Origin of the sequence: Melghirimyces thermohalophilus (assembly GCF_900102685.1) — a bacterium.
In the GTDB taxonomy this organism is placed as follows: Bacteria; Bacillota; Bacilli; order Thermoactinomycetales; family DSM-45169; genus Melghirimyces; species Melghirimyces thermohalophilus.
In genome coordinates this window covers 66,095-77,825 of record NZ_FMZA01000002.1, presented here as the reverse complement: position 1 = coordinate 77,825, position 11,731 = coordinate 66,095, and the positions used below count along the sequence as shown (strand labels likewise).

General features: G+C 52.5%; 12 protein-coding genes, 2 tRNA genes and 1 riboswitch. Of the genes, 7 read left to right on the top strand and 7 right to left on the bottom strand.

Annotated elements, in window-relative coordinates:
* Positions 1-25 precede the first annotated feature (25 nt).
* Positions 26-134: riboswitch (SAM riboswitch) on the bottom strand.
* 443 nt (positions 135-577) lie between these two features.
* Positions 578-1,489, top strand: coding sequence for a CDP-alcohol phosphatidyltransferase family protein (locus BLP91_RS01685; protein ID WP_091565992.1), 912 nt, complete (start codon positions 578-580; stop codon positions 1,487-1,489).
* A gap of 315 nt (positions 1,490-1,804) precedes the next feature.
* On the top strand, positions 1,805-1,945 hold the full coding sequence (locus BLP91_RS16540) for a hypothetical protein (protein ID WP_176757758.1): 141 nt from the start codon (positions 1,805-1,807) through the stop codon (positions 1,943-1,945).
* A gap of 47 nt (positions 1,946-1,992) precedes the next feature.
* On the opposite strand, the gene BLP91_RS01680 is transcribed toward BLP91_RS16540, so the two are convergent.
* Positions 1,993-2,367, bottom strand: a complete 375-nt coding sequence (locus tag BLP91_RS01680; protein WP_091565990.1) for a hypothetical protein — start codon at positions 2,365-2,367, stop codon at positions 1,993-1,995.
* Positions 2,368-2,588: 221 nt separating this feature from the next.
* Here BLP91_RS01680 and BLP91_RS01675 point away from each other — a divergent pair, with 221 nt between their 5' ends.
* The 3 genes from BLP91_RS01675 (at position 2,589) to BLP91_RS01665 (ending at position 6,119) form a co-directional block, all read left to right on the top strand.
* Positions 2,589-3,593: an LLM class flavin-dependent oxidoreductase gene (locus BLP91_RS01675; RefSeq protein WP_091565988.1), complete on the top strand. Its 1,005-nt coding sequence runs from the start codon at positions 2,589-2,591 to the stop codon at positions 3,591-3,593.
* Between the two features lie 35 nt (positions 3,594-3,628).
* Positions 3,629-4,267, top strand: coding sequence for an SDR family oxidoreductase (locus BLP91_RS01670; protein WP_091565986.1), 639 nt, complete (start codon positions 3,629-3,631; stop codon positions 4,265-4,267).
* Between the two features lie 124 nt (positions 4,268-4,391).
* Positions 4,392-6,119, top strand: a complete 1,728-nt coding sequence (locus BLP91_RS01665) for a pyruvate oxidase (protein WP_091565983.1) — start codon at positions 4,392-4,394, stop codon at positions 6,117-6,119.
* A gap of 50 nt (positions 6,120-6,169) precedes the next feature.
* Here the strand turns inward: BLP91_RS01665 and BLP91_RS01660 are convergent, their stop codons facing one another.
* Positions 6,170-6,661: a PTS sugar transporter subunit IIA gene (locus BLP91_RS01660; RefSeq protein WP_176757757.1), complete on the bottom strand. Its 492-nt coding sequence runs from the start codon at positions 6,659-6,661 to the stop codon at positions 6,170-6,172.
* Between the two features lie 490 nt (positions 6,662-7,151).
* Here BLP91_RS01660 and BLP91_RS16535 point away from each other — a divergent pair, with 490 nt between their 5' ends.
* Positions 7,152-7,298, top strand: a complete 147-nt coding sequence (locus tag BLP91_RS16535) for a hypothetical protein (RefSeq protein ID WP_176757756.1) — start codon at positions 7,152-7,154, stop codon at positions 7,296-7,298.
* Positions 7,299-7,534: 236 nt separating this feature from the next.
* Complete coding sequence (locus BLP91_RS01655) at positions 7,535-8,332, top strand: EcsC family protein (protein WP_091566335.1); 798 nt, start codon at positions 7,535-7,537, stop codon at positions 8,330-8,332.
* 54 nt (positions 8,333-8,386) lie between these two features.
* Here the strand turns inward: BLP91_RS01655 and BLP91_RS01650 are convergent.
* The 5 genes from BLP91_RS01650 to BLP91_RS01630 all read right to left on the bottom strand — a co-directional run bounded on the left by BLP91_RS01650 (position 8,387) and on the right by BLP91_RS01630 (position 11,422).
* Positions 8,387-8,462: transfer RNA gene (locus BLP91_RS01650), tRNA-Ala, on the bottom strand.
* A 26-nt stretch (positions 8,463-8,488) separates the two neighbouring features.
* Positions 8,489-8,564, bottom strand: a tRNA-Met gene (locus tag BLP91_RS01645).
* A 301-nt stretch (positions 8,565-8,865) separates the two neighbouring features.
* The gene (locus tag BLP91_RS01640) at positions 8,866-9,705 is read right to left on the bottom strand and encodes a hypothetical protein (RefSeq protein WP_091565978.1); all 840 of its coding nucleotides are present in this window, start codon (positions 9,703-9,705) and stop codon (positions 8,866-8,868) included.
* A gap of 163 nt (positions 9,706-9,868) precedes the next feature.
* On the bottom strand, positions 9,869-10,450 hold the full coding sequence (locus BLP91_RS01635; RefSeq protein ID WP_091565975.1) for a hypothetical protein: 582 nt from the start codon (positions 10,448-10,450) through the stop codon (positions 9,869-9,871).
* Positions 10,451-10,525: 75 nt separating this feature from the next.
* Positions 10,526-11,422, bottom strand: coding sequence for an LCP family glycopolymer transferase (locus BLP91_RS01630; protein ID WP_091565971.1), 897 nt, complete (start codon positions 11,420-11,422; stop codon positions 10,526-10,528).
* Positions 11,423-11,731 lie beyond the last annotated feature (309 nt).

Sequence of the window (11,731 nt, the reverse complement as noted above, 5' to 3'; positions counted from 1 at the left end):
AGGTCCCGTTCAGTCTCGCGGTAGTCTCTCATCTGCCAGAGATTGCACTCTGCAGGAATTGGCACCACACCGCCAGACGGACGGTAGGTTGCCGGGCTTCATCGGGCCAGTCCCTCCACCTCTCGTGATAAGAGAATGATTCGCATGTTTCGTTGTGGTTTTCCAAAAAGGAGCAACAATTTGTCTTCACTATATGAAATTCCCCTGCCGTTGTCAACTGCTGCCCTCGTCGCATCGGATCCGTCGATGATTTTTTTAGAAAATGGACCGAAACAGTCATTTGCATACGAATTATTAAATAGAAGGTTTCCGTGGGTGAGACAGTGAATATCTACTCTCTTACACCATGCGCTAGACATCCAACACGAGGGCTGACGCGAAATCGGCTGATCCGTCCGGCCCGCTCGCGAGAAAGCTGGACCAGCCACCTATATTTTCAGTTATTGGAGGATGGCTTCGAACTCACCACAATCGTCAGCCCTGCCAGATCCCTGTCATCTTCTGCTCAATAACTGCAGAAAGGGGAGGGGGAGAGCTCCTGCAACCATGAGCAAAAAACTTTCGGAGGTTGTTTTATATGGAAGAAAAAAACCGTTTTACAGTGAAGGAAGTTCAACAGAAAACTTACAAACGACGGGATGCCTGGTGGACCGTCCTGCTGGTGGACCCCGTCGCCTCTCGATTGGTGGTGCCGGTCGCTAACCACACCGGCATCACACCGAATCAGATCTCCTTGGCCGCATTTTTGCTTGGCGGTGTTGCGGCCGGGTTCTTTTTTCTCGGGGACCCTGTTTCCCTCCTGGCCGGGGCCTTCCTGTACCACCTCAGCTTCCTGTTGGACTGTATGGATGGGAAAATAGCCCGCCTCAAGGGGACCGGGTCGGTGTTTGGGATGTGGCTCGACTATATGTTAGACCGCTTTCGAGTGGTCACCTGCGCCCTCGCGTTGATGGGAGGCCAGTTCGTCCTTACGGGCCAACTTTTCTATCTGGGATTGGCCATCCTCATCATCTTTCTCGATATGCTGCGTTACATGGATGCGCTGCAATTTTATAAACTTCGCCAGGAGATGAAAAAAAAGATTCGCCAAGCGAAACGGAATGCTCGTCAAGCTTACCAGCAACCATTCGACGAAGAAGATGATGACACAGTAAAAACGCCACCCTCGGCAACCCCTGTGATCAACATGGATCTGAATGCAGCTTTTAAAAAGCGGTTCGGCTGGTACTTGAAAATCAGGGACCGATTAGAGCGGGCACGAATCCGCCCCCATCTGTTCAGCGGCATCGAGTACCAGATGTTTATCTTTATCATCGCTCCCATCACCGGTTGGATCCCCCAGATCACCCTAGCCGCCTCCTTACTCCTGTTTCTCTTTGAAGCGGCGCTCATCTATAAAATGTGGCTGAGCACCCGCGACCTTCACCACCACTTGAAAGAAATAGAAGAAAGCGCGAAGTCGGAGACCCCACTCCAACGATTGGCCTGATCCGTCCTGCGCCAACCCCTGTCTTCCCCTTCCCGGGTGCTGACAGGGGCTTTTTCGTTTTTGATTTCCTCCGCTTCGGCCACACGAACCAAACAGTGACGGGTCGTCACCTGATGGAACTACAATGGGTTGAAATCTATTATCCCAACAAACATTTTTCTTGGATTGACAGCGACCTGAAAACATACGATCACATCTCCTATTGAGTCACAACCATCGACCACGATACCCAACTCATCCGGATTTTGGTACAAACCCGAAGAAATTCTAAATTACCTTGCAGGATGGCTCAAGGAGGAGCCTCTTAACGCCCTTTTGTCCCCCGTGCAAACGGCCCTTCCCAAACCATCCCCGGAAGAGCAGAACAAAGAGGATGAAGTGGATGAGGAGGAGCTGGCTCGAGTCAGCCGGCAGGAGCTGTACGCGGCAGCTGAGGATTGGGCTGTCTCTTTCTGATTCTGTTCGTGACCCTGACATCTGAGGACAGCAAAAAACGACCTGGTTCAGGTCGTTTTTACGGACGATCTTTGTTCCCGCCATTTTTGGTGCCAGTCCGTGTTGTGGATCAACTCACCCAAGGCTTTGTCGGACATGCAAGCCAGCTCTTCCGCTGGGTAGAAGCGGGACGCCAGTTCAATCGCCGAGGGACGCCATTTCTTTGGATCAACGTGGTAATTGTGCATCTCCCGGGCATAGCGGATAGCCGCCTCCCGAGCAGCTGCTGTGCAAGAACGGTAATTTCCTACCAAGCCTTTATGATGACGCTCTACCAGGGCGTAACGGCGGGTATATCGGAGAAACCTTTTCTTGAGCGGAGGTTTGCTGAGTCCACGGATTGTATTCCATGGGACGATCACGTAGCCTTTCATCCATTCCATAACCGATCCCCTCCTTCGGTATTATTATGAACCTATGAGAGGGGCTTCTATTCTATGTCGGTAAAAAAAAGAGAAGAGAAAGCTTCACCTTTTATTTCGAGGCTCGATGTTTCATAATATGACTTGTAAGCTTGTGAAAAGGAAACGCAGGGGGGAAGCGCTTCCCCTGTCATCCCGAGATTCACAAGGCTGATCACATATGAAGAAAGAAGTGGAGACAATTGACCGCCAAAACTCTCAGGGAAATCCCCTATTCGGTTCTCGATCTATCCCCGATCACTGAAGGGAGCACACCGGCTCAATCTTTGCAGAATACACTGGATCTGGCCCGTCATGCCGAACGCTGGGGCTATCACCGCTACTGGCTAGCGGAACATCACAACATGCCGGGGATCGCCAGTGCAGCCACTTCGGTCGTGATCGGCCGAGTGGCGGCGGAAACATCAACGATCCGAGTCGGTTCCGGCGGCATCATGCTGCCCAATCACGCTCCTCTGCTCATCGCTGAGCAGTTTGGAACCCTGGAGTCGCTGTTTCCGGGGCGGGTTGACCTGGGCCTCGGCCGCGCCCCTGGAACGGATCAATTGACGGCACGAGCCCTGCGGCGGGACGGCAGGAGCAGCGGCCAATTTTTCCCCGAACTGCTAGCGGAACTGCGCAGCTACTTCGCAGGGGAAAGCCGTGTGCGGGCCATCCCTGGTGAAGGATTAAATATTCCCATCTGGTTGCTGGGTTCCAGCGACTTTAGCGCGCGACTAGCCGCCGAGCTCGGCCTGCCCTTCGCCTTTGCCAGCCATTTCTCACCAGAATATACGGTGCCGGCTCTTCGCCTCTACCGGGAACATTTCCAGCCGTCGGACGTGTTGGACCAGCCCCATACCATGATCGGGGTCAACGTCGTGGCCGCCGATCGCGAGGAGGAAGCTCACCGGTTGGCCACATCTATGCAACAGCAATTTGTCAGTCTCGTTCGCAACCAACCTGGTCCCTTGCAACCCCCGGTGAATAATATGGACGAGGTGTGGAATGAGTACGAGAAAGCTGCGGTCATGAGGCAGCTATCCACCTCTGTCATCGGAGCTCCCGATACCGTATATGAGGGATTACATCGTTTGGTAAAAGAGACCCATGCGGATGAAATCATCGTCAACGCCCAGATATTCGACCATCAAGCCCGTCTTCGCTCCTTTGAGCTGGTGTCTGAAATCTTTCAAAGTGGGTCATGATGGAATGATCGACCAATGGATAAGGGGTGTTTCAAATGCATGTTGCTGTGATCGGTGCAAATGGAAAAATCGGAAGACAGGTCGTTCAATTGTTAGGGAAAAGCGACCACCAGGTTCGGGCGGTGATCCGTGATGAACAGCAGCGGCCGGACATGGTAAAATTGGGCGCCGATGAAGTGGTGCTGGGTGACTTGGAGCGAAGCATCGACGACGCGGTGACCGGATGCAACGCGATCGTCTTCACCGCAGGTTCTGGCGGTCATACCGGGGCGGACAAAACCCTTTTGATCGATTTAGACGGGGCCTTTAAAACGATCGATGCCGGTGTGGCCCAAGGCGTCAACCGTTTCATCATGGTGAGCTCGATGATGGCCGACCGGCCGGAACAGGGACCGGATAAAATCCGACACTACTTAGTAGCCAAGGGGCGGGCCGACGAACGGCTGCGGAACAGCGGCCTCAATTACACCATCATCCGCCCCGGACGTTTGACAGACGAAGCGGGGAAAGGAACGGTGTTGATCTCGAGCAATCAGGATACCTTCGGGGACATCCCCCGGGCCGATGTAGCCGCCACCATTGTCGCCTCCCTGGAAGCAGCGCAGTCGTTCCGACGCTCCTTCGATCTTTTAACCGGGACCACCCCTATCACCGAAGCATTGAAATCCTTATAAAAACCTCAGGCTGCCGATCCATTCGGCAGCCTTTTATCTTCCATCTACTGAAAAGTGAGAGCATCACATATTCCGCCGCGAAGAGGAAACACTGCCCATAAAGACATCATGAGGAGGTCCATATATGAGCAAAAAAGCGGGAGATGCGCTGATGGACATTCTAGTCGAAGAGGGCGTGGAGTACATCTTCGGCATGCCCGGGGATTCCATCAACTCTCTGATCGAGTCCCTTCGCAATCATCCTAAGATCAAGTTTATCCAAGTCCGACATGAGGAGGCTGGCGCTTTGGCCGCCGCCGCTTATGCCAAACTGACCGGCAAATTGGGCGTCTGCATGGCCATCGCCGGCCCGGGTGCCATCCATCTCTTGAACGGTCTCTACGATGCCAAGATGGACAGCGCACCGGTATTGGCTATCACTGGACAGGTAGAAAGCGATATGATCGGCACAAATTTTTTCCAAGAGGTAGACCTGGACCGTCTCTTTGATGATGTGGCCATCTACAATGAGCGAGCCATGTCTGCCGAGCAGCTGCCGGTCATCACCAATCAGGCGATTCGGATGGCACAAACCCACCGGAGGGTGGCCCATATAAGTATTCCCGATGATATCCCCCGGTTTGAGGTGGAACGTCACGCTCGGATGAATAGCACCCTCTTCACGCCATCTAAACCGACTCCCCGGGAATCCGACGTGGATAAAGCTGTATCCCTGCTGTCCGAACCACGGAAGACGATCATCTTGGCGGGACAGGGAGCCCGTGATGCCCGGGAAGAACTGTTAACCTTCGCCCAAAAGTTAAAAGCGCCGATCGTGGTCACCCTGCCGGGTAAGGGAGTGGTTCCCGACGACCATCCATATTGTCTCGGGGGCCTCGGCCTTTTGGGGACCAAACCGGCTTTCTACGCCATGCGAGAAGCGGAAACCCTAGTGATGATCGGCACCTCTTTTCCCTTTATCGACTTCCTCCCTCGGGAAGCCCGCACGATCCATATCGACGCCAACCCGGCCCAGATCGGAAAACGCACCCCGGTGGACGTGGGTGTGGCAGGAGACGCTGCTCACACCTTGCAAATGATGAACAAGCGTCTTTCCGAAAAGCAAGATGACCACTATTTGACCAAGTATCAGAGGGAAATGAAGAACTGGCTAACGTTGATGAAGGAACAGGGGGAGGAAGAGGGAACCCCGTTGCGGCCACAAACCGTTCCCGTCTGCCTGCAGGACGTATTGGACAACAACGCCATCATCTCCTGTGACGTGGGCAACGTCACCGTCTGGATGGCGCGCAACTTCATCCTGCGGGATCAAAAATTTATCGTCTCCAGTTGGTTGGCCACACTGGGCTGTGGCCTTCCTGGTGCGATTGCGGGCCAATTGGCCTATCCGGACCGACAAGTGGTTGCTGTAGTGGGAGACGGCGGTTTTGCCATGATGATGTCTGACTTCGTGACAGCTGTGAAGTACGACCTCCCCATCGTGGTGATCGTACTTAATAACGATAAGATCGCCATGATCAAGTTTGAACAGGAGTCCATGGGTAACGCCGAATTTGGAACCAACCTGACCAACCCGAACTTTGCCCGTTACGCCGAGGACTGCGGCGGGGTCGGCATCCGGGTGGAAAACCGCGACGAGCTGAAAGATGCCTTGGATCGCGCCTTCCAGGTGAAAAAACCGGTGATCGTCGATGTGCTGGTCGATCCCAACGAAGCGCCTTTGCCCGCACGCATCACCTTAGCCCAAGCGAAAAATTACGCCATCCACCTGGTGAAAGAATGGCTGGCCGAGCGGAGAAAATCCGATGAAGAGACGGAGGACAGCGGAAAACAAGAACCAGTCCAATCCTAAAATCCCAGAACGACAAATGGCCCCAATCGGGGCCATCCCTTTTTGTCAACTTATTTTTTCAGTTTCACTTCCATCACCGGCTCCTCAACATCTACTTGCTCGGAAAGTTTCGGAGCCAGGCTGTCCACCAGATCCATATTGGTAACTACAACCGGCGTAATCGTACTTTTCGCCTTTTCCTTGACTGTATCCAAAGAGAACTGGATCAAGGGTTGGCCGGTTTTGACACGGTCCCCCTGCTCCACTTTGGTGGTAAAGCCTTCCCCTTCCAAGGAAACGGTTTCCAGACCGATATGGATCAACACTTCTACCCCTTCCTTGGTACGAATCCCGACGGCATGTCCAGTGTGAAACATCTGGGCGATCTCACCGTCGACCGGAGCGTAAACCATGCCCTCCTCCGGCTGGATCGCGACGCCGTCTCCCATCATCTTATCGGAAAAAACCGGATCAGGCACCTCATTCAACGAAACGACTTTCCCTTTAATAGGCGCCGCGATAACTACGTTGGGATCCTTTTTTCCAAACCATTTCTTAAACACGTCCATGCAACCTCCTTTGGCTCCCGTTTCTATCTTGCTTCTTCAGTTGTTTATCATACCCACGGAAATCGCAGCCTTTCGGAACCTTCCATTTTAACCTCGAAAGTCTCGTGGTCACCCTCCCCATCTTAACTGGAGTGCTTATGGAGGGCAAGACGCCGGAACCTATGGAGGCGATTCGTGAATCTGCAAAAACCGACGTGCTGGCGGAAATCGACAGCTGCAACCTGCCCGACGGAGACCGAGATCAATCGACACCATTTTGGATTATAGCTCCACCCAGCCGCAACCGAGTGAATGTATAGACCCGCTTCCCCCACCAGCATCGCCGGAACGTTTTTTGTTGCATCCATTACCCGGGAAATACGCTGTCGATTTTGTCACAATTTTGTTTGAAACAATAAATAAAGCAGGGTTTAACATTGCCTTAAAAAACCACCCTAAAGGATGTGTTACCTTTAAGACAAAAGGCCGAAAGGTGTTGATCCCCGTGACCGCATTGGATGTAGGTATTCTTGTTTTTGTTGTCGGAACTTTGGCCCTGACCGGGATCTGGTATCTGAAAGAGGAGGCGGAGCTGCCCAAATACCGCCCCGCCTCCAAAACGAAAAAACACCCCCGGGAAGGTTTGGCATGAATTTTTCTTTGCACCTATTTTTCCGAATGTTCCACCAAAAGTTTGTATTCGCCCTGCCGCGGTGAAAGGGAGTCGAAAACCTTTGTCCAACCCACCGGGAACAAGCTATACTGGTTACAAGCGCCAACCTTTTCAGGTGGCGGGCGACCCGTTCTCCTGTCGGGGGCAACGAATAACCCACAAATGAGGTGGTCCCTCTGCAGACGCCATACACAGAGCATTCCAAAGAACAGCTCATGATCGAACTGCGCATGATTGAACGGTGGGAAGAAGAACAGAAGGACTTGTGGTTTTGGGAAAAGATTGGCCGCTATCCCTTCGCCCTGCTGGACCGGATCACACCGAAGCTGGTGCAAGACAAAATCGGCCAAGCGCTTGACGAACTGGGCGCCTACATCCAAACCGGCGGTCAATATTTGATCAACGAACAACGAGTACTGGATCAACTGGCCCGGGAAGCGGGACTCGCCCCCGGTTCCCTCGCCTTCTCCCGAATCCAAGATCTCCCTTTGGCCATCTTAAACCGAACATCAGACCAGTTGAAAGAATCACGGATAGAAATCGCCAAATACCAGGGCGCCACTACCGGTATCGGCGGTGTGTTCACCCTAGCCATCGACATTCCCGTCCTACTGGGCCTCTCCCTCAAAACAATCCAAGAGATGGCACTGGCCTACGGCTATAACCCTCGGGAAAAACAGGAACGGATCTTCATCGTCCAATGCCTGCAATTCGCCTCGGCTGATTATGTAGGCAAACAATCCATCTTAAAAAACTTGTCCGTCGGCCCCCAAGGTGAAACGGAACGGGAAGCGATCTCCCAAATTCAGGGCTGGCGCGAAGTGCTCGCTACCTACCGGGACAATTTCGGATGGAAGAAACTTTTCCAACTGGTTCCCGTAGCCGGCCTCCTCTTCGGTGCCTGGATCAATAAATCCACCATCGAAGAAGTGGCCGAAGCCGGCCAGATGCTCTACCGTAAGCGCCGCGTCCTGGAGAAACTGGACAAATTTTATCAATCGGAACCCTCATAAATCGACGTCCATTTAGCCAAAGGAAAACCCCGTCGCAAATGCGACGGGGTACTTTGGTGGAGCATAGCGGGCTCGAACCGCTGACCTCTACACTGCCAGTGTAGCGCTCTCCCAGCTGAGCTAATGCCCCATGAGCAAAAGTATAAAGAGTATGTATGGTTGCGGGGGCAGGACTCGAACCTGCGACCTCCGGGTTATGAGCCCGACGAGCTACCGACTGCTCCACCCCGCGCCAATGACGACAATTTTTATTTTATAGGATAGAGGCTAAGAAGTCAAGGGTGAATGGCAAGTATTTTATAAAAGAAAACCCCTGAGGCGATATGATCTCATTTAAGACCGTTAATGAGTCCACCGTTGCGACCGTCGAAGATGACCCATACGATTAAACCGTCTCAGTCCAGGCTGAGACGGCATCATTTTATAGAGTGGCTTCTTCTTTCCTTATGCAGCTGTAGACATGGCGGTTGTCTCTTAGACAGCGGTCTGGGGCATCGAACCGCCTATAATATCCTCGATCCTGTCATCGGGTGTTATCGGGATCCGTGATCAGGATCCCCATCCTTCCCATCGGAGATGAGGTATCCACCGTCTTTCGTCACTGTAAAGCGAACATAGTCCCAGACAGTCAATTTTTTGCCGTCAACAGTGCCCTCAAAAATAACTTCTCCCTGATATTCACCAGGTTTCAGGCTTTTAAAGTTGGCGGATTGGCTGAGGCCATCGACATCGGTAAATTCCCTGTCAGTGATTTCGTCTCCATCCTGGTCATAGAGACCGATGACCCAATTCCCATGGGCTTTTTTCGCCTGTTTCAAATGGCCGGTGACAGTGTTTTTGCCGCCATTGAAGTCATAGGTTGCTTTGGTGCCGGGAACCTTCAATTCGTACGTCTCCTGTACGGTTTGCCGCTCACCATTGACCCTGCCTTCGAAGATCACGTGGATGTTAAAAGCCTTGCCGGTGGTCAAAGGGCCATGGAGGATGGAAAAGTCGGCCCTGGCTTTTCCGCCTCGATCGGGAACGATCTTTATAGCCTCATCCCCCTCTGCCCCCTCCACCTGGAAGGTCCAGTTTCCCTCGATGTTTTCGAGCTTCTCACCCACCAACCCGGCTTTGATGCGGGCTGCGATATCTTCGATGTTTCCCTGGGTGATAAAATGATGGTCCGCCTCAAGATCGTATTGCCGCTCACCAACAACGTCCAAGTATTTCCCACCCTCCCCTTTTTTAGCAGCTGCATCTAGATATTGACCTTTTGCTGGATCCTCCCTTTTGTCATCGGCGGCCACTTGAAAAGGGGGAATGACCATCGTCAGGGCGAACATCAGCACCCAAGCCAAAGATACGAAACGAACTGGCATCTTTCTCAACCGTCTTCCTCCTTATTAAAAAAAGTTTCCTTTTCTACACCATTATTCGGGATCAGAATCCATTTTGGGTCCGTTTTGAACGTCGCCTTTTCAATAAGAGACCTTCGCCGGTGTTGATTCCCTTGAACCTCCATAAAAAAAGAGCCCCTGGGAGCTCTCTGCATTACAGGCTTCCTTTACTGAGGTATCGGTCTCTCATCTGATGATAATCTTTTACCCAACGCTCCAAGCGATGATCCCTTTTCCATTCCTCTCGAGCCTTTTGCGCCGCTCTCCAGTCACCGGACATGTAGTGTTGAATCATATACCGGACCTTGTTCAGGCGTTCGGACAGAACTTCATGGAGACCCGCGGCAAAGGTGGTAAGCTCCGCCGGTCCATCAGGTGGTTTCGTTCCTTCGATGGCCGCCTGCAGGGCGTCCAAGTCCCGCAACAATTGCCGGCCCTCTTCGGGATCATACTCCGAGTACTCCGGAAAGGTGTATTGAAAGCGGCGGAGGACCTCGTCAACGCGCGCCAGATGAGCGTCACTCCGGTCAAACCAGTCCTTATCCACAGGATTTTTGGTTGTAGACTTCCCAGGAGACTTTTCTTCGGCCATCGGTGCGAGGGGTTTCTCCAAGGGGGGGACATGGGTTTCAGTGGGGATGAAACCTAGCATCAGAGCCGCACACCACAGAATGATCATCGGGACCATGGGGATATTCACATCGGTTTCCTCCTTTAGCACCCCATGAGGATCCATCTTCACCTGCTCCTATTGTATTCGCTTCCCGGTGCAAATATGGGGTTCTGCCTTCTTAAAAATAAAAACATTTCATTAGAAAAGTCCCAGTTGCTGATTTAGTTCCCGGGTAATCCGCTGACGCTCCTCATCTGAAACGATGTAATACCAGACGCCGTCGAGACGCTCCCCGGACCCCTGCACCTTCAGGTGCTCAATCTGGTCAATAGCGGAACGGTAATCCCGGGTCATCGTCTGCAGCTCATCCGGAGAGAGGTTGGTTTTTACATTATCACCGAGACTACGCAAAATGTCCGACATTCGGGTCACGTTGACGGGATTTTTCGCCCGGGTCATCACCTGAGCCAACACCTCCTGCTGACGCTCCCCCCGTCCGATATCCCCTCGGGGGTCATCTTTGCGCATCCGGGCATATTTGAGCGCCTCAGCTCCATTCAAGTGCAAGTTCCCCTCGGGAAATTGATACCCTTCTAACTGAAAGGCGAATTCATTGTGTACGTTTACTCCGCCCAACTGATTAACGACCCTTTCAAACCCTTTCATATTCACCTCGACATAATAGTCCACCGGTACATCGAGAAATTGTTCCACCGTCTTCGTCGCCAGAGGCACACCGCCATATGCGTAAGCATGATTAATCTTATCCGGTCCATGGCCTGGAATTTGGGTCCGGGTGTCCCGCGGGATGCTAAACATCAAGACCGAATCCCTCCGGGGGTTGACCCCCAGCACCATCATAGCATCGGTTCGCCCACGGTCCCCCTGCCGTTCATCCACTCCCATCACCAAGATGGAGATGGGATCCCCAGCCTCAACGGAAACATCCTTCCGGCGGAGATCCGATTTTTCTCGCCCGGGTTGATACATCTCTTTGGCCGTGTCAAAGGCGGCATCATACAGATACAACCCGTATCCTGCCACCCCGCACCCCGCGATGAGCACTAGCAAGAGGAACATTTTCAACCATTTCATCGAATCTGACCCTTTCATTCCCGAAGCGTCATGACAGGAGACTTGCGAGGACAGCCTTGCAGAAACCACTTCCTTCGCAACCAATTTTCCATTTCATCACAACGCTTCCAGCGATATTTCACTTATTTCTATTATTCGAAATCAAACCCCTTTTTCCGTCCGGAAAATTACACCATTTTAAAAAGGGGTGATATTTAGCCTTCCGAAAAATGACCTATATCACAGATGCCTTAATGGACGGGGAGCCCCGCCTTTTCGCCGTCTCTTTTTGAGAAGAATCCCTCTTTGGAATCTATATCCAGGGTCTCA

Excerpts from the sequence above, each read along its gene's own strand:
- BLP91_RS01685 (WP_091565992.1), top strand. The coding sequence starts at position 578 with ATGGAAGAAAAAAACCGTTTTACAGTGAAGGAAGTTCAACAGAAAACT.
- BLP91_RS01680 (WP_091565990.1), bottom strand. The coding sequence starts at position 2,367 with ATGGAATGGATGAAAGGCTACGTGATCGTCCCATGGAATACAATCCGT.
- BLP91_RS01670 (WP_091565986.1), top strand. The coding sequence starts at position 3,629 with ATGCATGTTGCTGTGATCGGTGCAAATGGAAAAATCGGAAGACAGGTC.
- BLP91_RS01665 (WP_091565983.1), top strand. The coding sequence starts at position 4,392 with ATGAGCAAAAAAGCGGGAGATGCGCTGATGGACATTCTAGTCGAAGAG.
- BLP91_RS01655 (WP_091566335.1), top strand. The coding sequence starts at position 7,535 with ATGATCGAACTGCGCATGATTGAACGGTGGGAAGAAGAACAGAAGGAC.
- BLP91_RS01635 (WP_091565975.1), bottom strand. The coding sequence starts at position 10,450 with ATGGATCCTCATGGGGTGCTAAAGGAGGAAACCGATGTGAATATCCCC.
- BLP91_RS01630 (WP_091565971.1), bottom strand. The coding sequence starts at position 11,422 with ATGAAATGGTTGAAAATGTTCCTCTTGCTAGTGCTCATCGCGGGGTGC.